A 23,135-nucleotide genomic window follows, 5' to 3' on the forward strand; every position below is an offset into this window, starting at 1 on the left:
TCCTGGCACGGAGCGGGGGCACATGCGAGCACCGGGGGCGGGTCGAGGCGGGGCGTTGGCCGTGATGCTGCTGCTGACGGGGCCACTGCTTTCGTCCGCGGAGGAGCAGCAGCCTCCCTCGCCGCCAGGAGGAGATGCGGATCAGCAGGAGCTGGCCAAGGCGGTGCAGAACCCGGTGGCCCCGCTCATCAGCGTGCCCCTCCAGAACAACCTGGACCTGGGGGTGGACCCTGGAGACCGGGTGCGCAACACCCTCAACATCCAGCCGGTGGTGCCGTTGCCGCTGACGCACGACTTCAACGTCATCGCGCGCCTCATCGTGCCCATTCTCTATCAACCGGACCTGGCGGAGGGGAGTGGGGGGACGTTCGGTCTGGGTGACACGTCGGCCACGTTCTTCGTGGCGCCGAAGAAGCCAGGCCTCTTCATCTGGGGGATCGGCCCGGCGTTCCTGCTGCCGACGGGGACGGCGGATGCGCTGGGCACGGGGAAGTGGAGTGTCGGTCCGTCCGTGGTGGCGCTGGTTCAGCCCTCTCCCTGGTCCATTGGAGTGCTGGCGAACAACGTGTTCTCCGTGTTCGGCGACGACGAGCGGGAGACCGTCAACCAACTGCTGCTCCAGTACTTCATCAGCTACAACCTTCCGAAGGGTTGGTATGTGACGTCCGCGCCCATCCTCACGGCGAACTGGGAGGCGCCCTCGGGAGAGCAGTGGACCATTCCCTTCGGCCTGGGGGCGGGCAAGGTCTTCACCGTGGGCAAGCAGGCCCTGAATGGCTCTGTGTCGGCGTACTACAACGCCATTCGGCCCGACCTGCCAGGCGCGGCCGAGTGGCAGCTGCGCGTCCAGCTCTCGTTCCTGTTCCCGCTGAACAAGAAGCACTGACGTCGAGCGGAGGAATATGTCTCTGCTGAAATCAACACCAGACTCTTCCCCTCCCGAACCCCTCCGAGCCAACGACACAGGGTTCGGGACTTGACCACGCGCTGCTCAGGGCACCATTTGTCCACTGGACCAGACCCGCACGTAGCGAGGGGCTGTGAGGTTGGAAATCCCGCCCCCGAAGAAGTAGACACGGCCAGTGCCACTCACGCTAATAACGCCCCCCCAATCGGGGCCATGGAGGCGCGAGGCCTGCGTCCAAGCCCCCAACCGATTCTCGGCCAGGAAGGGGGCCGTGAGGGTCAGTCCTCGGTCTAGGATGACGAGCATCCGCTCCTGCAGCGCCGCCAGTTGGACCCGGCGTTGTCCATTCGCCCGAAAGGTAACTGAGTCCCGCCATTGCGGAGTGTTTTCGGCTCTCCAATCGGGCAGGCCAACAAGCGAAGTGGAGTGGAGCGCATCCTTCTCGTCCACAACAAATAGGCGGTCGTTCCGCACCGCAGGTGTCTGGTCGTACTGGAGCGTGAAGGGCGCCTGGATGGACTCCCAGCCGACAATGCGCCCCTCGACGAACTTCGCACGCCATAGCGTGGAAGCCCCGTCGAAGAATGCCCTGTCCAGCGAGCCACCAACGACCCACAATGTTTCAGCCGTAGCCACCAACGCATGCCCTCCGCGTGGAGAGGGAAGAGGAGGCTCCGTCCTCCATGGGCCTAGAGTGCCGTCCTCCAGCAAGGGTGCAGAGGACACAGAGGCTACAAACCTGGACGCACCTAGAATTTCTCCGCCCGCTAGGTACAGGCGTCCCCCATGCACGGCCATGGCATGTCGGATGAGTGGCTCCGGCATTCGCCCACTCTCCTTCCACTCCCCCAGCATTCCCCTCATCAAGAGTGAAGCGGAGTAGACCTCCGGAACAACGGCGTTCTGGGAGTCGGAGCCAGGCACGCGGCGAAGTCCTCCCGACACGAACACACGGTCTGGGGTGCTGGCGGCAGCGTGGTAGTAGAGGTCGAAGGGCAAATCAGTCTCCGCCCGCCATGGCTCAAGGCCCCCCTCCGCGGGCCACGGCTTCGCATCAGGTCCCCGCTCAGGGCATCCGAACCCCACGCCAGAGCACATGCAGAGAGGGAGCATCCGGCGGCCAGTGTCACTGTCATGGACGAGGCGCTGCTCGCAGGTCTCTCCCTTGGAGCAGACGTTGTCATCACAGACGCGGTGACAGCGCTGGTCGCCATTCTGGGGACCTTCGCAAGGCCCATCACTGCACATGTGGTCGTACACTGTGAAATCGCAGGCCTCGCCATAGTCGCATCCCCCCACGGGATCCTTTCGGCAGGAGCGGAAAGAAGATGGCCGAGGGTCGGCGGGAGGCACCTCGTCCGTGCGTCCGGCCGCGCTCTGTACTTGGGAGAAACGCTCTTCCTGTCGCAGCCCTGCGGTAGACCGCTCCCCACCAGTGCCAACGTGGCGCGTAGCGACAACCCCCCAAACCGCCATCACGAACAGCACAGCTACCGCCCCGAGGCAACGAACGAGAGTACGACGCTTGTGAGCTGGTCCATGAAGGTTGGTGTCTTTCGCCATTGCCGCCCGACCTTCGCACGAACGGCTCGGACGACTCCCACAGGAATGACACCCAAGCTCCGCCAGCCCCCTCCCCATCGACGGCGACTCAGCGCATTGACCGATTGACGGTTTCCATTCTGGCAGGCCCCACGTGTCGAGGTACACCTCCTCGTACTTGAAGCTGCGCCACAGTCGCTCGACGAAGACGTCGTCCAGGCAGCGACCCTTTCCGTCCATGCTGATCCGCACGTCATGGCGCTGGAGCACCACCAACCAGTCCCGGTCGGTGAACTGGGAACCCTGGTCGGTGTTGAAGATGCTCGGGGGCCCATGGTGGCGGGTGGTCCGAAAATCGGGGTCCCCTTCAGCATGCTCCCGGGCGGGCGAGCCTTGACCCACAGCCTCGCGCTTGATTGAACGACGTGACCATGCGCCTCCGAGAGTGCATCGCGCTTCTGCTTGTTCTTTCAGCCTGCGCTACGTCGGCGCCGAGCCGGGAATCGCCAACAGCGAGGAACCCGAGGCTCGCCAACCTCCAGCGGGCAGCGGAGTTGCCGTGGAGGGACGGGGGCCGGTGCGTCGTCCGTGAGGCATCCCAGCCTTGGCCCGCGCTCGCGGAGCGGTGCTTCGCAGCCCTTGACCATGACCGGATCCGGTTCGCGGACCGGACGGGACGTTGTGCCGTTGCCTCGGCGGGTGCGGTGACCCTGGGAGTCGGTCTCTGTCTTCTGGCGGCACCGGAGATCGTCGTAGGCACGGTGATCGTCGTTGGCGTGGTGGTCGTGGGAGTCGCCATCAAGGAAGCGCTGGATGCGTATGAATGGAGAGGAAGTGGTTCGGAGGAGGTAGAACCCGCGCCCCAAACAAAGGACGCCGCACAGGAGCCTTCAGCGAATCAAGAACCCAAGCCCCAGCCATCAGGGCAGGACTGGTTCCCTCCAGGACCGACCGAGCCAGTGGAGCGCGAGCGCCGCCCTGAGTGCAGGCCCGTCCCGGTACGACACTTGGGCGGCAACGCCCCACACAACCAATGCGCTGACAAGATTCCGAACAACAGCTTCCGTGGCTGGGATGTGCTTGTCAATGGGAAGAACTTCGACGGACTGGTGCTCGCCACCCGTACGCTGTGGGATGTCAAAACGGATGACTTTGAAAAACAGCCACCTCGCTCACAAAGGTTCTTTGTCAGGATGAAACTGCCTGAGCTGAGGCGCGAAGCCAAGCTCGCCAGGGAGTGCGGGTACGACTTCATCATTGGAGTGCGAAGCGCCGCGCATAGAACCGTGCTGTTCGACGAAGACCCCACCCTCAGGGTTGTTGTCATGGATTGGTGTTGAAATGACGGTCGCTCAAAGAACCCTCATTGTTATCGTCCACGCGCCTGCGCTCAAGGACCATGACGACCGCCCGACCGCGGTTGTCCATGCAATGGAACGTGCGCTGCCCGGCTTGCGCTTGGGGTGGACGATGTCGGAAAAGGAAGGCCTCATCGCAGTGCCCCAGCGCGACGAGTGGATTGCGGCCAACATCAAAGACGGAGGGTTTCCGTTCCTCTGCAACGATGATGATAACCACCCCGTGACGGTTGCCGGACTGGAAAACCCAAACGGTCTTGCCGCAGGAAGTCCGCCGCATTTCGAAATCCATGCGGACCTGCCACTCGACGCAGCCGGCATCGCGGGGGCTGTCGATGTGCTTGCAGGTGTAGCGGAGGGCTCTCGCGCGGTTTGGGGGCATGCGACGCCGAACGGCTATGGTGGGATCGTGGCGCAACAGTTCCGCCACCCCGGCGATGAGCTGCAGGCTCCGCCCCACGGGCTGCCGTCGCTCAGGCTCCCATGGGTCAGGTCCATGCCTGAGATTCCGCACTTTCTCGGGTGGCTGAACTACTGGTCTGCCGCTGCCGCACAGGCCATCGGGTTCCCGGACCCCGGGCGGGATTCCGAGCTGCTGTCGCGGGCGCGGCACACGGCATCGGGCGGATGGGTCGTGCAACTCACGGACGCGCCGCTCGACCTGGACAACCCCGCCCACCTGGACGCGCTCCTGCGGGCCTATGAGAGGTTCCCGGAGATCGGCGGACGTGCAGCGCCCTGACCCGATTCATGGGCCTGGGACGCCGCGCCGGCCGTGCGAAAGAGACGCGCTGCGCGGGCTTCGCGTCGCCGCGCCGGTCCGCCGCCGACCTGAATGCTCCGTCAGCCCTGGGGAAACACCTGGTTCCAGTCCGAGCGCATGCTCACCACCGTCCACCCGTCCTTCCCGGCGACATCCAGTGCCCGGTCCAGTCGTCCCGTCTTCGCCTCGCGGTCATACGCGTACTCCCGCACCGCGTCGTCGTGGTGGAGCAGCAAGCGCAGCCGAGGTCCATCTCCCGAGCCCGCGTACTGCAACATCTGGAGGTCCCCGTCCGAGTTGCCGAACGCCAGCACCGGCCGCTTCCCGATGTGCAGGTGGATGTTGATGGGTTTGCCCTCGCCATCGTCGAGGCTGGTGAGGCCAGGCAGCTTCACCAGCACGGGCTGGCCGTCCCGCAGGTCGAAGTGTGTCTTCCCGCTGCTCCCAATCACATGCGACGAGGGGATGCCGTACGTCTCCTCGCTGAACGCCCGCAGGAAGTCGATGCCTCCACCCGAGACGATGTGCAGGTCGAACCCATGCGTCCGCAGGAGGTCCAGCAGCTCCAGCATCGGCTGGTAGATGCAGTGGGTGAAGGGCCGCTGGAAGCGCGGATGCTTCGCGGTCGCCAGCCACGCCTTCGCCGTCCGGGAGAACTCCCCCGTGGTCATCCCCGCGTGTGTCGCCGCGATGAGCGCCGCGGCGTCATGCTCCGTGAGCTTGCGCAGCGCCTCCTCGTCCCCCTCGATGAGCGCCTGGAAGGGTTGTTGCTTCCGCCACTCCGGATGCGCGGGTGCCAGCTCCCGGAGCCGGTCCACGACGAAGTGGGCCTGCACGTACATGGGCTGCTCCGACCAGAGCGTGCCGTCGTTGTCGAAGACCGCGACCCGGTCCTCCGGCCGAACGAAGCTGGATGCCCCGTCCGTGGTCACCGCATCGACGAAGTCCAGCAGCGCCCTGCGCGCCGCGCCGTCATTCCAGGAGGGAAGGGGAGCGCTCATGGCGTTCTCTCAGCCCATCAGGGCGAACATGTAGCAGATGAGGGTGAGCAGCAGGTTCGAGATGGCGAACGTCACCGGATAGCCGATCGCCGGGACGATGCTCTTCGACGCCTCCTGTGCGGCCCTCATGCCGGCGCTGTTGCAGCGCGCTCCGGCGATGGCGCCCATCAACACGGCGCTGTTCATCTTGAAGATGTACTGGCCCACCATCCACCCGACGATGGGAGGAACGAAGGCCGCGATGGAGCCGATGATGAGCGTGGGCGCCAGCAGACCGCCCGCGATGGCGTGCGCCACGCCCGCTCCCGAGTTCAACCCCAGGATGGCGATGAAGACGTTCAGCCCGACATCCTCGAGCAGCTGACGCGCGGACTCCGGGAACGGACCGCCGAGCGCCGGGTTGTGCGTTCGCAAGATGCTCAACCCGATGCTGACGACGAGCAGCCCCACCGCGGAGCCCAGGCTGAACTGGATGCCGAACATGGGGACCGTGATGGCGCCCAGCAGCGCACCCGCGGCGAGCCCCAGGCCGAGCGTGATGATGTCCGTGGACAGGCTGGGCTTCACCGGCGGCCCCAGCACCTTGCCCAGCTCCGCCACCCGCTTGGGGCTGCCGGTGATGCGCAGCACGTCACCCTTGTTGACCGCCTGGTCCTGGCTCACCGGAAGCTGGTCACCCGCCCGGAAGAGCGCGTTGAGGTAGATGCCTTGGCCCATCCGCAGCGCCAGCTCTCCCAGCGTCTTTCCGATGACGTCCTTGTTGTGGACGATGAACTCCACCGTGTCGAACTTCACGTTCCGCAGCTTCGAGTCGTCCACCTCCGGCCCGATGCGCGGCCCGCCCGCCAGGAGCAGCGAGACGGGGCCGAGCATCGCCACCTCGTCACCGCGACTGAGCACCAGATCCGGCGGCGGGTTGTAGACGCGCCCCTTGTGGTAGATGCGCTCGATGGCGACCCGCGGATGCGCATGGTCCAGGTCCGCCACCGTGCGCCCCTCCAGCGCCGGGTTCTCCACCCGGAAGACCCGCAGGTCCAACGGCATGTAGCCCCGGATGAACGAGTCCGCGGTGCCCGGCAGCGGCGCGGAGTCCTCGCCCGCCAGCTCCTTCTCCATCGCCTTGCCGTCCGCCACCGCGTCCTTGCCGAACATCTTCGGCATCACCGACATCAACACAGTGAAGACAACCATGCTGATGCAGTAGAGGAACGCGTAGGACGTGGTGAGGTTGCCCGGTGCCTGGCGCGCCGCTTCCCCGGACAGGGCCGCGGAGCCACTGGCCAGCGCCGCCTGCGCCGCGCCGAACCCCGGGGTGGCCGTGTTCGCACCCGAGAGGATACCCGCCAGCAACCCCGGCGCCAGGTGCGTGAAGAAGCGCGACGCATAGACGAGCGCCGACGACAGCAGCGGCACCAGCAGCGCCAGGATGATGAGGTGCTTGCCCTCCCGGTGGATACCGCCGAGGAACTGGGGCCCCACCTTCATGCCGATGGCGAAGATGAAGAGATTGAAGAACACCGTGCTGGTGAACTCCGGCAGGGTGTACTCGATGTTGAAGGACTGGAAGGCCCAGAAGCTGACGATGAGGGCGAGAAGCAAGGTCGCGGCCGTGGAGCCCATGCCCACGCCCTTCACCTTCACCTCCCCGAGCGCGTAACCCACGGCCACGACGAGGAACAGCAGGATGAAGGGCTGACGGCGCAGGTAGTCCAGGATGGCGCCGAAGACGCCGTGGGGATGCGGCTGCATGGCAGGCGGCGGCTGTCCCTGTGCGAAGGCGATGACAGCCAGCCCGACGACGGCGGCTCCTGCGAGAATGGCGGCATGGCGCGCTTGGCTTCTCATGCGAGCGTCCCTCCAGATATCAATCCAGGGTAGTGCGTGGCCCTCCTCTCAGGAGGAGCCCCGCGGGGAGAGGCGGGCGTGGAATCGTGCGCCCGCCCCGGGAGGCCGCCGGGGCCTCCGGGGCGTCATGGCGCGGGCCTCAGAAGCGGACGCCCAGGTTGATGGGCAGGTACTGGCCGTTCGCCCGTCGCGAGCCCGTCGGCGTGTCGTACTCAGGGCCGAAGATGTAGTGGTAGCGCGCTTCCAGATAGACGCGCATCGGGCCGTAGACGCGATAGGAGACGCCCACGCCGCCGTTCAACCCGAAGTCCGTCGTGCTGCGCGAGCCGATGACGGTGTCCACCGGGACGACGTCGCTGGTGCAGAAGAGCAACCACGGGTCGCAGACCGGGACGAGCGCCGCGCCGGCGAACTGGGTGAGCTCCACCTTGCGATAGTACAGGCCCGGGCCACCGGTGATGTAGAGACCGAGCCGTCCTTTCGGCGCGACGCCGATGAGCAGGTTGAGATCTCCGTACTGCATGATGTGGTCGCCGGAGAGGCTGGTGTCCGCCAGCAGGCCCTCTTTCACGTCGTAGTCGCTGTACTGGTATTCCGCGTGGAGGCTGATGCGCTCGGTGAGGTGATAGCCCGCGCCGAGCAGGAAGCCCCAGCCCTCCTTGAACCGGCTGTTGGTTTCAAAGAGTGGGAAGACGACGCCCACGCCCAGGTTGAACGTGAAGCTGCCAGCCACGGGTGGCTCCTGTTCGATGAAGTCCTCCTTGGATTCGGCCGCCTGTCTCAACGCACCTCCCAGGGCGGGCGGAGCGGTGAGCAGCGTGGTCAGCATCAGGGACATGACGAAGAACCGAGACATGAGACGTCCTCCTGACTGAGTCGGGTGAAGCTGGGGACGTGGCCGCGCGCGGGCCCGGAGCGCTTCGGGCTCGTCGCTCCCTCACGTGGGGCTTGTCCGTCGTCCTTCAAGCAGAAGCCCCGCCGGGCGCCTGCCCCTCCCCGGAAGCCCATGCGGACGATTCACGAGCGACGCACCGTCAGAGCGCGGGTTCCCACCGGAGCGAGACGAGACGATGAAGCTCACGGCGACAGACGGATGGCGAAGCGCGCGGCGGTTCGTTCCGGGCCTGAGCTGGGTGCGGGGCTATCAGAAGTCCTGGCTGCGTCCGGACCTGCTCTCCGCGCTGACCATTGGCGCCATGCTGGTGCCGCAAGGGCTGGCCTACGCGCAGATCGTCGGCGTCAGGCCTGTCGCCGGGCTGTACGCGGGCGCCATCGCCATGCTGGCCTATGCGCTGTTCGGGCCCTCCCGACACATGCTGCTCGGACCGGAGGCGGGTGCCGCCATCATCGCCGCGAGCGCGCTGGCGGGTGTCGCGGGCACGGACCCCGCCCGCTACGCCTCGCTCGCCGCGCTCCTGGCGTTGATGGTGGGCCTCATCAGCCTGGCGGCCGGGCTGTTCAAGACGGGCGCGCTCGCGGACTTCCTCTCCAAACCCATCCTCATCGGCTACACCAACGGCGCGGCGCTCATCATCATCGGCAGCCAGCTGGCGCGGATGTTCGGCCTGGAGCGCAAGGCCAACGACTTTCCGGGGCAGGTGTTGGAGGTGGGGCAGAACCTGGGAAAGACGCATCTGCCCACGCTGCTGCTCGGGCTGGGAATCATCGTCGTCCTCGTGCTCCTGCGGCGCTTCCTGCCGAAGCTGCCCGGACCGCTGATCCTCGTGGTGCTCACCACCGTGGCCGCGGAAGTGTTCCAGCTCCATCACGGAGGGGTGAAGGTCGTCGGGCCCGTCGCCGCCGCACCGCCGTCCCTGGGCCTGCCCTCGGTGGGCTTCTCCGATGTCCGGGTCCTGCTCCCGGCCGCGCTGAGCCTCGCGCTGGTCAACTACGCCGGCTCCGTGCTCACCGGCCGCCTCTACGCGGACAAGCACCGGTACCACCTGGACGGCAATCAGGAGTTCCTCGGGCAGGCGGCCGCGAACCTGGCCAATGCCTTCACGCAGGGGTTCCCGGTGACAGGGAGCGACTCGCGCACCGCGGTCAATGACGCCATGGGCGGCAAGTCACAGCTGGTGGGGGTCGTCGCCGCCGTGCTGGTCACCGTGTTCGCGCTCTTCCTCACGCCGCTGCTCAAGAACCTCCCGCTGGTGACGCTCGGGGGCATCGTCATCGTCGCGGCGGTGTACCTGATGGATGTGGCCGCCGTCATCGCGCTGTGGCGCGTGCGGCGCGTGGAAGCGGTGCTCGCGGTGGTGACGACGCTCGGCGTGCTGGTGCTGGGCATCCTCCAGGGCATCCTCATCGCCGTGGCGCTGGCCCTGGGCGACCTCATCCGTCGCGCGGCGCACCCGCACGACGCCGTCCTGGGCGAGCGTGAAGGCGTGCCCGGCTGGCACGACGTCAGCCGACACACGGGCACGCACACGGTTCCGGGCCTCCTCGTCTATCGCTTCGACGCGCCCATGTTCTTCGCCAATGCCCGCCACCTGCGGGAGCAGCTTCGCGCGCTGGTCGCTCGGGCGAAGCCCCCCGTGAAGGAAGTCGTGTTGGACGCGAGCGCGGTGTTCGACCTGGACGTCACCGCCGCCGACGGCCTGGAGAAGCTGCGCCGCGAGCTGGAGGCCCAGGGCATCGTCCTGGTCATCGCGGATGCGAACGCGCCGCTGCGCGGGATGCTGCGTCGCACGGGGATGATGGAGCGGCTGGGCGAGGAGAACGTCTATCTCACCGTAGAGGCCGCCGTGGCCCGCTTCCAGAAACGCGGACCAGGCACGAGCCCCGAGTCCGAGCCACCTTCGCCCCCCGCCTCCCACTGACGCGCGGCTCAGCGGGGCCTTGATTGGTTGCCCGCTGGGAACGCGCTCCGGGCTGCCCGCCTGGCCCGGGGCTTCTTATCTAGAAGAGGGCATGTGGACTCCTCCCTCCCATCCCGCCTTCCCCCTGCGTGAGAAGCACCCGGCGCAGCAGGGAGACGGACGCGGCGGACTGCCTCCTCGACGTGAGCAGTTGCTCCAGGCCCGCATCAAGGACCTGTCGCTGCGGCTGGCGGGGACGCCGCTGGAGCGGCACATCGACCAGCTCTACGCGGAGCTGGAGTCGCGAGGCATCTCCTTCAAGCCCCAGTGCTACCTGTCCGACGAGTGGGGCTGTCCTTCCGGCGTGCCCGTCATCGGTGTGCCGTTCTACCTGGCGGACCCGGACCTGCACTCCATCGAGGCGGAGCTGGGCGGCGGCGTGGAGACGGAAGGGGAGATCCTCATGTACCTGCGCCACGAGGCCGGGCACGCCTTCAACTACGCCCACCAGCTCTACGAGACGGAGGAGTGGCGCAAGCAGTTCGGCGACTACTCGCGACCGTACCGCGACGACTACAAGGCGCGGCCCTTCTCGCGGCGCTACGTCCACCACATCGCGGGCTGGTACGCGCAGAAGCACCCGGACGAGGACTTCGCGGAGACCTTCGCGGTGTGGCTCACGCCGGACAGCGACTGGCGCAAGCGCTACCAGGGCTGGGGCGCGCTGCGGAAGCTCCAGTACGTGGAGGACACGGTGGGGCGGCTGGGCCGTACGCCACCGCGCGTGCAGTTGGCCCAGCCGGACCTGACGACAGAGGAGATGGAGGGCACGGTCCTCGACCACTATCGGCAGCGGGAGCTGGACCAGAAGGTGGACCTGGAGCTGCGCGACGCGTTCGACCAGTTCCTGGAGGACATCTTCGAGGGGCCCGGCGTGGCGCCGGTGCGCGCGGAGACGTTGGTTCGCGCCGAGCGGCAGCGGCTCTTGTCGAGCGTGAGCCACTACACGGGTGTCAGTCCCAGCGTGGTGCGGGCGCTGTTGGACCACCTGGGAGACAGGACCGCGTCGCTGGGGCTCACGCTGCATCCGGATGACAGCAGGGAGGCGGCGCTGCGCATCGCCTCGCTCGTGACGGCCCTGGCGATGAATCACCTCTACACCGACCGCTTCTTCGAGGAGTGAACATGGCCCCGGGCCCCTGGCGCATCGCGGTCCTCCACTATCAGCCGAAGGGCGAGCCGGCGGACGCTGTCATGGGGCAGGTCCGCTCGGCGCTCGAGGAGGGCGGACACGAGACCGTGGCCATTGGCGTGGACGAGAGCGTGTCCGACCTGGTCCGCATGGTGGGCCGCAGTCGCGCGGACCTGGTCTTCAACATCTGCGAGACGTTCGCCGACGACTACCGGCTGGAGGTCAACGTCGCCGCGATGTTGGAGCTGGCGCGGGTGCCCTTCACGGGCTCTGGGACGGCGGGGCTGCTGCTGGCGCAGGACAAGATCCTCACCAAGCAGCTCCTCCAGTACCACGGGGTGCTCACGCCCCGGTTCGCCACCTTCGATGGGGCGTCCTTGCAGACGAGCGGCGATCTACGCTTCCCGGTGGTGGTGAAGCCGGCCCGCTCGGATGCGTCGCTGGGGCTGGGCGTGGAGAAGGACCTGGAGGGGCTGGCCCGGCGCGTGCGGAGGATTCAAGAGGAATTCGGTGACGAGGCGCTCGCGGAGGAGTTCATCGAAGGGCGCGAGCTGTACGTGGGCGTGCTGGGCGACCCCTCGCGGCCGGAGGTGCTGCCGGTTGTGGAGCTGGACTTCGGCGCGAAGTGGAGCCGCAAGCGGATGAAGATCGCCAACCGCGAGGTGAAGTTCGGCCCGGAGACCGCGGGCAGCCCGAGGCTGGTGCTGCCCACGGATTTGTCGGATGAGCTGCTGGGGCGCGTCTCCCGCGCCGCCATCACCGCGTTCCGGGCGCTCAAGCTGCGCGACTACGCCCGCATCGACTTCAGGCTCTCCAGTGGGACGAAGGACCCCTATCTCCTGGAGGTGAATCCGAATCCCTACCTGGAGGCGCAGTGCGAGGTGGCGCTCGGCGCGCGGGAGCGGGGGCTGTCGTATCCCGCGCTCATCCGTTATATCGCCGACACCGCGATGCAGCGGCAGGTGTCCCCGCGCATGAAGGCCGTGCCCGTGACGGAGGCGCAGTCCGTGCCGCGGGTGTGAGGGGGAATCTCTGGGGGCCAGAGGACGTTGAAGCCGGAGGGGCGAGGCGCTATAGACCTCGCCGTCCGTTGTTCCCAGGGAGGGGACAGCGGGCCCGGACGAGGTGCGCCGTACCCGGTCACGACAAGACGACGCTCATCTCAGGAGTCGTACGTCATGGCGTGGATCATTCTCCTCATCGCGGGGCTGCTCGAGGTGTGCTGGGCCGTGGGCCTCAAGTACACCGAGGGCTTCACCCGTCTCGTCCCCAGCGTCCTCACGGGCGTGGCCATCGTCGCCAGCATGTTCCTGCTGTCCACGGCGGCGAAGACCTTGCCCATCGGCACGGCCTACGCGGTGTGGGTTGGCATCGGAGCGCTCGGTGCGGCGGTGCTGGGCGTGGTGCTCTTCCACGAGCCCATCTCCCCGCTGCGCATCCTCTTCCTGTCCATGCTCCTGGTCGCCATCATCGGACTGAAGGCCACCAGCGGCGCGGGGCACTGAGGTCCGTTCGCGAGCAGTAGTTGCGTGTGGTATCCAGCTTTTCCATGATTAGAGAGCCTGGGGCGCGTGGCGCGGTGTGGCTTGCCGCGTCCGCGCTGGTGCTTGTTGCGTGCGGTTCGGCCACGGTGGGTTCAGTGGGGCCTCCTGCTTCCGCGAAGTGGACGGGGCCGGCCGTGCCAAGCCCCGACGGCGGTCACGTGACGACGAGCATCTATTACGGCCCATGGAGCTGCAGCGCGGACTTCATGACGCGTTGTGAGCGGCGTTGCGCCGCCGCGGGACGCTTGCTTCAAGGCTGCATCTGGCTGGCCGACATCAAGGGGGATTGGAGCGGACGTTTCCTCGGGCTTTCCGCTGCGGCCGGTGGACGTCTGGCTATCACTCACTGCTGTTGCGACTACCCCGAAACGGATGGCGCCGCGTCGAGGCGTATCTGGAACAACGCGCGACGCGGATTTCGCAACCAGTGGGCCGAGGAGTTCGGGGCCTGGCCTCGGGTGCCAGGCGGGGACATGTGGCCAGGGCACCACATCCACGACCTGCTCCATGGAGGCGCCCCGGTTGCACGAGCCAACCTCCTGCCCGTCCCGCCAGAAATCCACGAGACGATCAATACCGTGTACCCCCAGTGCTATGCGGGTGACGTGCGGTGGCGCACCATTGGCCCGGACCGGCCATACTCGGATTAGCGCATGCGCCATCTCCTCGATGAAATCTCAGCCCGCCACTTTCCCAACGCCCCTGCGACGCCGGCGCAACTTGCCGCGTTCGAGCTGCGTACGGGATGGCATCTGGATGCGGACCTGCGGGAGTTCTATTCGTGGTGCGATGGCGCGACGCTGTTCCTCCCTCGGCCGGATGAGAACTTCCGGATTCTGCCGCTGGCGGAGATTCAGCGTGCGCGCATCGCGATGCGCGGGAAGGATGATGATTCGATGGGTTCCCCCGCGTGGTGGACACTCGTCTATCTGGGGGACTCCGATTACTGCCTGGTGGACGTTGCCCCAGAGCATGCAGACCGATATCCCATCCTCGACGCCTTCCATGAGTCGTATCCTCGGAAGGTGGTTCGAATTGCGCCACGCTTCGCGGATTGGCTCGAGCGCACACTGCGCGGCAACAATCAGCTCTGGTGGTTGCCGGGTTGACGACTGAGGTCCGTGCTCACCAGACGTAGCGAAGGATGAGTTCTCCGTAGGACAAGGAGGGCTCGCCGGATTCGAGGCTGCGGCCTCTCTCACCCAGGCCCGGGCGCGGTTCGGCGTTGAAGGTCCTCACCGCGCCCAGGCCGAGCTGGAGGTTGGCTCGGCCGGAGTAGTAGATGCCCAGCGCCGCCGTGCTGTCCTTCAGGGTCCGGTCATCCTGGCCCACCCTCTCCTGGAACCCCGTGCGGAAGACGTACTCGCCCATCACCGCCAGCGGCACCGCCGTCACCGGGTAGATGTCCAGCGTCGCGGCCAGCGAGAGGGAGACGCGAAGCGCGTGGGTGTTCTGCTCGAACCGCCCTCCCGCGACACTGTCGAACGGGCGGCGCGTCTGCCACGCATACTCCGCCGCCCCGGAGGCCTGGAGCGAGAACACCCGTCCGAAAGACTGCGCCACGTAGAGGCCGCCCTTGGCGCTGGATTCCTTCCGGGGCACGAAGAGCAGCTGACCCAGGTCTCCATCGATGATGCCCCCCACCGTTACCGCGGGCGAATCGACGATGGCGTTGATGAGCGGGAGCAGGGTGATCTCCCGACCCCGGTTGTAGCCGTAGTTCGCTCGGAACGAGAGCTGCGTTCCACTCGTATCGCTGCGCAGAATCCGCACGACACCCCCAAGCTGTCCGACGAGGTCGACCGAGGCGCCCGAGGCCAGCAGCCCATCCGCGTTGGAGCCGGTGATGATGGTCGCCCTGCCAAAGCCCGTGAAGCCGAGCCAGTCCGTGACGCCCAGGCTCAGGTCCAGCGTCTGCTGGATACCGGTGAGCAGGACGTCCCGCGGCTCGAGGTCGTTCACCGGGACATCCGGGACGTCATAGCGCGCGAGACCTTCCCGGATGCCCACGTTGGTGGTGACGAACGCACTCCCCTGAAGCATGGGGAAGAGGAACGTGTGGTCCTTGAGCTGGCGAGAGCGCGCGCCGCATGGCTCGGTGCAGGCCTCGTCCTTCTTGGACTCTCCCAGCGCGGGACTCGCGCCGAGGCTCAACAACACTCCCAGACTCAAGATGGCGGTCTTCATCTACGGCAACGTGGGGAACACAGCCACCCAAGACCATTGCCCCGCGCGCCCGGTCTGCGTCGCGGCGAGGACAGCGAACCGACGCCTGACGGCAAGCCCGTTGGTCCACGGACATTGAAGCCAACGCTTCGTGTGCCTGTCGCTCTCCGTCCGCCAGGCGAGGGGCATCTTCCCGCCGCTATCGGGGAGGATGTGGAATGGAAGTGACTGAGACCTTGCAACGGACCGAGCCCACGCACGCCTGGCGTCCCGACCTGACGCTGGCACACGAGCAGCTCGCTCCACGGTTGGAGGCGTTCTATCGGGATCTGCACGCGCACCCAGAGCTGTCCATGCAGGAACAGCAGACGGCGGCGAAGGTGGCGAAGTGGCTGCGGCACGCCGGCTATGAAGTGACGGAGGAGGTCGGCCGTCACGGCGTCGTGGGCGTGCTGCGCAACGGCCCGGGGCCCACCGTGCTGCTGCGCGCGGACATGGACGCGCTGCCGGTGGAGGAGAAGACGGGCCGCCCGGATGCGAGCCGCGTGCGGGTGAAGGACTCGCACGGCGGCACGGTGCCGGTGATGCACGCGTGCGGACATGACGTCCACATCACCTGTCTGATGGGGGTGGCGGAGCTGCTCGCCCACTCACAGCATCATTGGCGCGGCACGCTGATGATGGTGGCCCAGCCCGCGGAGGAGACGCTCGAGGGCGCGCGGGCGATGCTGCGCGACGGACTCTATGAGCGCTTCGGCAAGCCCGACGTCGCGCTCGCCCAGCACGTGGGCCCGCTCCAGGTGGGAATCGTGGGGCACCATCCGGGAGCCAGCATGATGGCCTCCGCCAACGTGCGGGTGCGCATCTTCGGAAAGGGCGGCCACGGCTCACAGCCACACCTGACGGTGGACCCCGTCGTCATCGCCGCCTACCTGGTGACGAGGCTGCAGACCATCGTCTCCCGCGAGGTGGACATCACCCGCGGCGGCGCGGTGATCTCCGTGGGGAGCCTGCACGCGGGCTCCCGCTCCAACGTGATTCCGGACGAGGCGGTGCTGGAGCTGACGGTGCGCACGCCGACCGATGACCTCCAGGGGCAGCTGCTCGAGGCCATCTCCCGCATGGCGAAGGCGGAGTGCGAAGCGGGGCGCTCCCCCAAGCCACCGGAAATCGAGGTGATGCACCACACGCGGGTGATGGTGAATGACGACTCCTACTTCACCCGGGTTCGCTCCGCGCACGCGGCCTGGTTCGGAGAGGACCGCATCATCGACACCGGCATGCAGAGTGGCAGCGAGGACTTTCCCTACTTCGACGGGCGCGTGTCCGGCGAGAGCCATGGCGCCACGGTGCCGCTCGTCTACTGGTACTTCGGGGGCACGTCCCACGAGGCGTGGAAACGGGCCGCGGGCAAGACGCTCTGGGAGAAGCTCCGGAACCTGCCGCCGAACCACTCCTCCCGCTTCGACCCCTCGGTCGACAGCCTGCGCTTCGGCTGTGAGTCCATGCTGCTGGCGGCCCTTGCCTGCCTGGATGAAGAGCCGAAGAAGGGAGCCGAGCCCCGGGGCCTGCACTGAAAATCACGGGGGCGCTGACTGATGTTTCTACAGGGACGCAAGAAGTCCTGGCGCCAACCGTCCGGTTTTCCTCAAAGGTGGGGTGGCACGCGGCCTGCTCTATGCCACCACCGCCATGAAGTCTCAGCGGAACACCCATCGACCCTACACCGTGGAAATCGCCGCGGCGGCCTGGAGCCAGGTCGCTCGGCTCTCCCAGGAACGCTACCGCGACATCCAAGCCCGGTTGGAGGGCGTGGCGGCCCTCGCGACACCCACGCCGGAGCCGGCCACGTTCCAGGTGGAGGAGCTGACGGTCCACTACGTCGTGGACGCACGGCGCCGGCTGGTGACGCTGCTGGATATCACCCGCGAGCGAAGCGCCTCCGCGAAGGGCGCCTCGCGGCCTCCGACGACGCGCTCCCCGGGTTGAGGGCCTTTGCTCAGAGCGTGCCGTGCCCGGTCGGCGCGGGCGCGGACGCCTCGAGGAAGCCGCGCAGCTCCCTCGCGGTGCGCGCGGCGTCTTCCTCCATGGGGACGTGCCCCAATTCCGGATAGACGATGAGCCGCGCCCCAGGGATGGCCCGGGCGAAGCGCTGGCCGTGCTCCAGCGGAATCCACGCGTCCTTCGCGCCCCAGAGGACGAGCGTGGGCATGCGCAGCTCCCCCAACTGCTTCCAGCGCGCGTCGTCTCCGCCGGCCCGCATCCGCTCGCGAGTGGCGGTCCGGTTGCCTTCTCGCAGCAAGAGCGCGTGGTACTGCTCCACCAGCGCCTCCGTCACGCGAGAGGGTTCTCCGTAGACGGCCCGCAGGTTCCGGTCGATGACCCAGCGCGGGGAGAAGAGTGACAGCACCTCTCCCACGACGGGCGCGCGCATGAGCCGGAAGACGAGCGGCGCGGGCGTGTCGCGCGGAAAACCCGCCGCGTCCACCAGCACCAGCCGCGTCACCCGCTGCGGATGGAGCAGGGCATAGCGCCAGGAGATGGAGCCACCCATGGAGTTGCCTCCCAGGACGAACTGCTCCAACCCCAGGCGTGCGCGAAACGCCTCCACCACCTCCACCATGGCGTCCGCGGTGTATCGCCCCCGCGCGTCCGGCCCGGTGAGTCCGTGCCCTGGAAGGTCCAGGGTGATGACGCGGTAGTTTTCGGACAGCTCACGCACCCAGCCCTCCCAGGTGAAAAGAGAGGCATTGGAGCCATGGAGCAGCAGCAGCGTGGGTCCCTGGCCCTGGTCCCGGTAGTGGATGCGCAACCCATCCACCTCCACGAAGCGGGAAGGCGCTGTCGCGTAGCGCGCCTCCAGCTCCTGGGGAGAAACGTCCAGACGAAGACTGGCCGCGAGAACCCCCGCGAGGAGCACGAGCACGGTGATGAGGACCTTGCGACGAAGCTTCATGGTGCAATTTTCTCCTGGAGCGGCGAGCCGCCGCGAAAGATAGACGGCGAGTCAGGCACCGGCGAGCACGGATTGGGGTGCCGACGGACCCTTGCTTCAATGTGTGTCTTCATGAAACGGCGGGTGGGGTTGCGCCATTGCCAGTCACGCGTCCACAATGGCCGCGCCGCGTTCGCCCTGCATTCCCTCGTGCTCGGATGCGATTCACTCTCTCTCAAAAAATCATCCTCGCGCCGCTCGTCGTGGCGCTTTTCTTCGCCCTGCTTTCGGTGGGGTACACGATTCCGCGCCTTCGCGAGGCCTTCGAGGAGCAAGGCCATTCGATGAGCGCGGCGGTGCCGACGGCGCTCGCCGCGGCGATGGCGGACCTGCTGCGCAATCGCGAGCAGGGCGAGGTGCAGCCCACGCTGGACGCGGTGGCCCAGGAGGGCGCGCTGGCGTACGTGGCGCTGGTGGACGCGAAGGGCGCGCTGGTGGGCGTGTCGGGGCGCCACGCGCAGAGTTTGCGCGACCACGTCTCCGAGCTGGCCACGACGAAGGAGGGCACGCCGCTGCGAGCAGAGGACGTGGAGCTGCTGGACATGGCGGCGCCGGTGCCCGGCGGTCTGGGCACCGTGCACGTGGGCTTCAATCGCACGGAGGCCCGGGGCCACATCAATGGCATCGTGGGCAACCTGCGCATCGTGCTGCTGGCCGCGCTGGTGGTGCTGATGGGGTTGGCGTGGGGGATCAGCCGCCGCATCGTCGCGCCGCTCATCGCGCTCACCGGGGCCGTGCGGCGCATCGCCGAGCACGGCGATTTGCGCGAGCCGGTGCATGTCTCGACCCAGGACGAGGTCGGCGATCTGGCGCGAGCGGTGGGGTTGCTGGTGGGCAAGCTGAAGGACCTCTTGCATCAGCTCCACTCGTCGACGGAGCTGCTCAGCGACTCGGTGATGGGGTTGAACGAGTCCGCGACCGAGCAGAACCAGATGGTCACCCGACAGGCCGCCGCGCTCCAGGAGACGCAGGTGACGGCGCAGGAGATCCGCCAGACGGCGTTGCTGGCCTCCAGCTCCGCGCAGTCCGTCATCGAGGTCGCCGAGCGCGCGGAGGCGCTGGGGAAGTCTGGCGAGGACGCCGTCTCCGCGAGCATTGAAGGCATGGTGGACCTGCGCTCCCAGGTGGAGCAGATCACCCTGCGCATCATGTCGCTGAGCGAGCGCACGCAGCAGATTGGCGGAATCACCGAGACGGTGAAGGACCTGGCGGACCAGTCGCACCTGCTGGCGGTGAACGCGGCCATCGAGGCGGCGCGCTCGGGCGAGCATGGCAAGGGCTTCGCGGTGGTGGCGCGGGAGATTCGCGCCCTGGCGGACCAGTCCATCCGCGCGACGAACCAGGTGCGGAAGATCCTCTCCGACATCGGCGAGGCCATCGCCGGCACGGTGCAGATCACCGCCGAGGGAACCCAGCGGATGGAGGCGGGGCTGACGCAGGCCCGCGCATCCGGAGACACGCTGCGACAGCTCAGCACCATCGTCCAGGACAGCACCGCCGCCGCGCGGCAGATTGCGCAGACGGTGAGCCAGCAGGCCACGGGCATCGAGCAGATCTTCACCGCCGTCAACGAGCTGAACTCGCTGATGGGGGATACCGTGACGCGCATCTCCGCCACCAATGAATCCGCGGTGTCCCTGAAGCTGCTCTCCGAGCGTGTGGCCGAGGTGGTGCGGGCCTATCGCGTCTGAGCAGCGACGGGTGCGAGGCATGCGGCTCAGCCCGGGCGGTGACTCCCGGTGCTCGGCGGGGCCAGCACGCGGGAGGCGCGTGTTCGAGGCAACAGCCGGGACACGAGCGCGCTCATCGACGTCACGGGGTGGGCGCCGGGCTCCGGGAGGCGCGCGGCGAGCAGGCCCGCGGCGAGCCGGGCCACCGAGGACACGACGAAGAGGACGTGCAGGTTCACCCAGGGCTTGCCGCCGAGGATGAACGTCTCGGGCAGGGCGGAGGCGATGGCGCCTCCCAGCGCGGCGGCGACGGAGTAGGCCAGTCCTCCGGCCGTGGCGAAGGCGGCGAGATAGAAGGGCCGACCCTTGCGCGGCGCGACGCTGAGCGGCAGGGCGAAGATGGCCAGGCCGTGGCCGCTCCACAGCGCGCCCGCGAGCAGCACGTCGAAGAGCAGGGGCCACAGCGTCCCCGCCGAGGGCAGCAGCCACAGCGCGGGGATGACGCCGATGCCCAGCGAGCACGCCATCAGCACGGGCTGCGCGCCGACCTTGTCGATCATCTTCCCCCACAGCGGCGCGGTGAGGATGCGCACCCCCGCGACGGCCGCGGCGTGCAGCGCCATGATGACGAAGGTCATCTTGAGGTTCTGGAGGCTGTGCAGCGCGAAGAATGGCGCGGACACTCCCACCGCCGCGTTCCAGGCGACCTGGTAGGTCAGCACGCGCCGCGCCAGCGGGTCCTTCAGCGGCACCAGCGCGCCCTTGAGCTCCAGCCGGGGCGTGGTGCCCGGCGGCGCGGGGTCATGCTGGCTGGCCATGAGCAGCGTCGTCACCACGCCCATGACGCAGGCGCCGAGCGCCAGCAGGGGCAGCGCCACGCCCAGGCCCTCGCTGGGCCGCAGGCGGTCCATCAACAGGCCCGCGCAGAGCGAGGCCAGGGTGCCCGCCAGGGTGGTGAGCGCGGTGCGCCGTCCGAAGAAGCGTCCCCGCACCGCGCGAGGCACCAGCTCCCCCATCCACGCCACCCACGCGTTGTTGCCCACCACGCCCAGCAGCGCGGACGCCCCGGCCACCACGAGCAGCACGTGTTGCCGCGCCGCGAGCTCCAGCTCCAGCCAGGGGAGAATCGCCAGCGGGAACATCACCAGCCGCGACAGGCACACCGCCGTCAGGGCCACGCGCCGGTGACCGAACGCGGACGTCAGCCACGCCGCCGGGAACTGCACGAACTGGGCAAGAAAGGGCAGGGCGGTCATCACGCCCACCAGCAGGGGCCCCAGCTTCAAGGCGATGGCCCACGCCGTCAGCACGGTGGCACCCGCGCACGCGGTGAAGACCTCCGTGAACATGCCCTCCACCACGGAGGCGCCCAGCGTCGCGCGCAGCCTTCGAGCGGGGGGGTGCGAGAGGCCGTCCGGACTGTCCGCCGGGGGCGCGCCCATGAGTGGCGCGGCCGACCCTGGCAGTGACGAGCCCGGCCGGAAGAGGGGAACGGCGGAGGCGAGCGAGGCGAAGCTGCTCAGGACATAGCGACGAAAGGCAGCGGGGGGGCTCAACGCGGTCCTTGCAACGAGGGAGCGGGGGCCCTCCGTCTGTCGCACGGCTCGGCCAGGCGCCTCAATCCGACCCCGTCTCCCCCTGGGTCGCCCGCTCGGACCCCGAGCGACTTCAGCCGCCTGCCCCCCTGGCCGGAGGGGACGCTGGAATCAGGTGCAGTTCAAGCGGTCTTGAACTATATGAACGTCCGAGGAGAACGGCGCACATGGAACTGGCTCGGGAGCTCACGGACTTTCTGGCGGCGGTGGAGCAGCGGCTCAACGGCATGCTGGTGGATGGCAACGCCGGTCCCGACGTGAAGGGCGACACGCTGATGGAAGCGGCCCGGCACCTGTGCGTGGGCACGGGGGGCAAGCGCGCGCGTCCCATGCTGGTGCGGCTGTTCGGCGGCGCGGTGGGTGTCGCGCCGGAGCGGCTGGTGGACGTGGCGGTCGCCGCGGAGCTCATCCATTCGGCCAGCCTGCTGCATGACGACGTGGTGGACGCGGGCATGTTCCGCCGGGGCCGCCCGACGGTGAACGCGCGCTGGGGCAACATCGTGGCGGTGATGAGCGGAGACCTCATCCTGTCCACCGGCCTGCACCACCTGGCGCAGCTCGACTCCCGGCTGACCTTGTCCGCGCTGTCGGTCGTCTCCGAGATGACCCGCGCGGCCATCGCGGAGGTGGAGGCGCGCGGCGACCTGGACCTGCCGCTCAACCGGCTGCGCTTCATCGCCGAGGGCAAGACGGGCTCGCTGTTCGGCTGGTGCGGACACGCGGCGGCGACGCTGGCCAACCTGCCGGAGGCGGTGGACCGCTTCGACGGGTTCGGCCGTCACCTGGGCGTGGCGTTCCAGATCGCCGACGACATCCGCGACATCCTGGGCACGGACGTGGGCAAGCCGCGGTACGCGGACGTGCACTCGCGCACGCCGTCGATGCCCATCCTGCTGGCGGTGGCCAAGGACGAGAGCCTGCGTCGCAAGCTGAAGGACGCGTGGGCCTTCTCCACGATCACTCCCGACCGGACGAAGGAGATTGGCTCGGCGATCGAGGCCACCGGCGCGGTGGAGGCGTCCATGGCGCGGATGAACGTGGAGATTGAAGCGGCGCTGGACAAGCTGGGCCACTTCGCCCACGAGCCCGCGGGCGCGGAGCTGGTGGGATGGGCGCGCAAGCTGTCGGCGGGAATCGCCGAGCAAGTCCAGGGGCGGGCCGCATGAAGGGCTACCTGTGGACGGGGGGACACGGGAGTCCGGGCAGCCCAGACGCGCCGGTCATCGAGGGCCGGCTGGCGCCGTGGGAAGCCATCGCGGTGGACGCGGTGGGCAATGTCATCGAGTTCTGGGGTTTCAAGCGCAACCAGGGCCGGGTGTGGGCGCTCCTGTACCTGCGGGGCGAGCCTCTGACGGCGGGTGAAATCGAGCGCGAGCTCGACTTGTCCAAGGGCGGCGTCTCCATGCTGCTCCGAGACTTGGAGCGCTGGGGTGTCATCCAGCGGGTGCGGCTGCCGCAGGACACCGTCTGGCGCTACGGCGCGGAGACGGACCTGGTGCGGATGGTCCGGCACGTCATCGAGGAGCGCGAGGCGGGCTTCGTGGCGCGCATCCGCGCGGACCTCTCCGAGGCACGGCGACTGGCGGAGATGGCGGGCGAAGTTCCGAGCGAGCGGCTGGAGCGGCTGGAGAAGATGGCCACGCTGGCCGAGCACGTGGAGCGGGCGCTGCGGTTGTTCATCAAGACGTCGCGGCTGGACGTGTCCGGGGTGTTGGCGGTGTTCCGGGACGGCGCGTCGCGCCGGAACGAGCGGTAGAGG

General features: G+C 68.0%; 19 protein-coding genes, 1 pseudogene and 1 riboswitch. Of the genes and pseudogenes, 13 read left to right on the top strand and 7 right to left on the bottom strand.

Annotated features, from left to right (window positions below; all coding sequences use genetic code 11):
• The first annotated feature begins 22 nt into the window (after positions 1-22).
• Entirely contained in the window at positions 23-886 is an 864-nt protein-coding gene (locus FJV41_RS10525) for a transporter family protein (RefSeq protein ID WP_141642309.1), read from the top strand.
• Between the two features lie 1,713 nt (positions 887-2,599).
• On the opposite strand, the pseudogene FJV41_RS53590 reads toward FJV41_RS10525, so the two are convergent.
• Positions 2,600-2,785 (bottom strand): annotated as a pseudogene (locus tag FJV41_RS53590) (IS3-like element ISVpa4 family transposase); the annotation flags it as partial.
• Between the two features lie 95 nt (positions 2,786-2,880).
• Here FJV41_RS53590 and FJV41_RS10530 point away from each other — a divergent pair.
• Positions 2,881-3,789 carry a DUF6310 domain-containing protein gene (locus FJV41_RS10530; RefSeq protein ID WP_141642345.1) on the top strand — a complete coding sequence of 303 codons (909 nt, stop codon included), beginning with the start codon at positions 2,881-2,883 and terminating at the stop codon, positions 3,787-3,789.
• A gap of 1 nt (position 3,790) precedes the next feature.
• Positions 3,791-4,549 carry a DUF5953 family protein gene (locus FJV41_RS10535; protein WP_141642310.1) on the top strand — a complete coding sequence of 253 codons (759 nt, stop codon included), beginning with the start codon at positions 3,791-3,793 and terminating at the stop codon, positions 4,547-4,549.
• A 101-nt stretch (positions 4,550-4,650) separates the two neighbouring features.
• Here the strand turns inward: FJV41_RS10535 and FJV41_RS10540 are convergent, their stop codons facing one another.
• From FJV41_RS10540 to FJV41_RS10550, 3 genes are all read right to left on the bottom strand, one after another.
• Entirely contained in the window at positions 4,651-5,571 is a 921-nt protein-coding gene (locus tag FJV41_RS10540) for an HAD family hydrolase (RefSeq protein ID WP_141642311.1), read from the bottom strand.
• A gap of 9 nt (positions 5,572-5,580) precedes the next feature.
• Complete coding sequence (locus FJV41_RS10545) at positions 5,581-7,416, bottom strand: aspartate:alanine exchanger family transporter (RefSeq protein ID WP_141642312.1); 1,836 nt, start codon at positions 7,414-7,416, stop codon at positions 5,581-5,583.
• 139 nt (positions 7,417-7,555) lie between these two features.
• Positions 7,556-8,272: a putative outer membrane beta-barrel protein gene (locus FJV41_RS10550; RefSeq protein ID WP_141642313.1), complete on the bottom strand. Its 717-nt coding sequence runs from the start codon at positions 8,270-8,272 to the stop codon at positions 7,556-7,558.
• 214 nt (positions 8,273-8,486) lie between these two features.
• Here FJV41_RS10550 and FJV41_RS10555 point away from each other — a divergent pair, with 214 nt between their 5' ends.
• From FJV41_RS10555 to FJV41_RS10580, 5 genes are all read left to right on the top strand, one after another.
• The gene (locus FJV41_RS10555) at positions 8,487-10,235 is read left to right on the top strand and encodes a SulP family inorganic anion transporter (protein ID WP_141642314.1); all 1,749 of its coding nucleotides are present in this window, start codon (positions 8,487-8,489) and stop codon (positions 10,233-10,235) included.
• Positions 10,236-10,326: 91 nt separating this feature from the next.
• The gene (locus FJV41_RS10560) at positions 10,327-11,397 is read left to right on the top strand and encodes a putative zinc-binding metallopeptidase (protein ID WP_141642315.1); all 1,071 of its coding nucleotides are present in this window, start codon (positions 10,327-10,329) and stop codon (positions 11,395-11,397) included.
• 2 nt (positions 11,398-11,399) lie between these two features.
• A complete protein-coding gene (locus tag FJV41_RS10565) occupies positions 11,400-12,428 on the top strand; it encodes a D-alanine--D-alanine ligase family protein (RefSeq protein ID WP_141642316.1) in 1,029 nt (342 codons plus the stop codon).
• A gap of 68 nt (positions 12,429-12,496) precedes the next feature.
• Positions 12,497-12,566, top strand: a riboswitch (guanidine-III (ykkC-III) riboswitch).
• Between the two features lie 18 nt (positions 12,567-12,584).
• The gene (sugE, locus tag FJV41_RS10570) at positions 12,585-12,911 is read left to right on the top strand and encodes a quaternary ammonium compound efflux SMR transporter SugE (RefSeq protein WP_141642317.1); all 327 of its coding nucleotides are present in this window, start codon (positions 12,585-12,587) and stop codon (positions 12,909-12,911) included.
• 692 nt (positions 12,912-13,603) lie between these two features.
• Positions 13,604-14,059, top strand: coding sequence for an SMI1/KNR4 family protein (locus tag FJV41_RS10580; protein WP_141642319.1), 456 nt, complete (start codon positions 13,604-13,606; stop codon positions 14,057-14,059).
• 16 nt (positions 14,060-14,075) lie between these two features.
• On the opposite strand, the gene FJV41_RS10585 is transcribed toward FJV41_RS10580, so the two are convergent.
• A complete protein-coding gene (locus tag FJV41_RS10585; RefSeq protein ID WP_141642320.1) occupies positions 14,076-15,137 on the bottom strand; it encodes a hypothetical protein in 1,062 nt (353 codons plus the stop codon).
• Positions 15,138-15,334: 197 nt separating this feature from the next.
• Between FJV41_RS10585 and FJV41_RS10590 the strand changes: the two genes are divergently transcribed.
• Positions 15,335-16,693, top strand: a complete 1,359-nt coding sequence (locus FJV41_RS10590) for an amidohydrolase (protein ID WP_141642321.1) — start codon at positions 15,335-15,337, stop codon at positions 16,691-16,693.
• Between the two features lie 82 nt (positions 16,694-16,775).
• Positions 16,776-17,105 (top strand): hypothetical protein, encoded by a 330-nt coding sequence (locus tag FJV41_RS10595; RefSeq protein ID WP_174465178.1) that lies wholly within the window; start codon positions 16,776-16,778, stop codon positions 17,103-17,105.
• Between the two features lie 10 nt (positions 17,106-17,115).
• Here FJV41_RS10595 and FJV41_RS10600 read toward each other — a convergent pair whose 3' ends face one another.
• A complete protein-coding gene (locus FJV41_RS10600) occupies positions 17,116-18,072 on the bottom strand; it encodes an alpha/beta fold hydrolase (RefSeq protein WP_141642323.1) in 957 nt (318 codons plus the stop codon).
• Positions 18,073-18,269: 197 nt separating this feature from the next.
• On the opposite strand from FJV41_RS10600, the gene FJV41_RS10605 reads away from it, so the two are divergent.
• Entirely contained in the window at positions 18,270-19,802 is a 1,533-nt protein-coding gene (locus tag FJV41_RS10605) for a methyl-accepting chemotaxis protein (RefSeq protein WP_141642324.1), read from the top strand.
• Positions 19,803-19,828: 26 nt separating this feature from the next.
• On the opposite strand, the gene FJV41_RS10610 is transcribed toward FJV41_RS10605, so the two are convergent.
• Positions 19,829-21,223, bottom strand: coding sequence for an MFS transporter (locus tag FJV41_RS10610; RefSeq protein WP_438616738.1), 1,395 nt, complete (start codon positions 21,221-21,223; stop codon positions 19,829-19,831).
• Positions 21,224-21,543: 320 nt separating this feature from the next.
• Here FJV41_RS10610 and FJV41_RS10615 point away from each other — a divergent pair, with 320 nt between their 5' ends.
• A complete protein-coding gene (locus tag FJV41_RS10615; RefSeq protein WP_141642326.1) occupies positions 21,544-22,542 on the top strand; it encodes a polyprenyl synthetase family protein in 999 nt (332 codons plus the stop codon).
• Positions 22,539-23,132, top strand: coding sequence for a GbsR/MarR family transcriptional regulator (locus FJV41_RS10620; RefSeq protein WP_141642327.1), 594 nt, complete (start codon positions 22,539-22,541; stop codon positions 23,130-23,132). The genes FJV41_RS10615 and FJV41_RS10620 overlap by 4 nt, the downstream gene beginning before the upstream one ends.
• Positions 23,133-23,135: the final 3 nt, after the last annotated feature.

The sequence above is a fragment of the Myxococcus llanfairpwllgwyngyllgogerychwyrndrobwllllantysiliogogogochensis genome (assembly GCF_006636215.1).
In the GTDB taxonomy this organism is placed as follows: Bacteria; Myxococcota; Myxococcia; order Myxococcales; family Myxococcaceae; genus Myxococcus; species Myxococcus llanfairpwllgwyngyllgogerychwyrndrobwllllantysiliogogogochensis.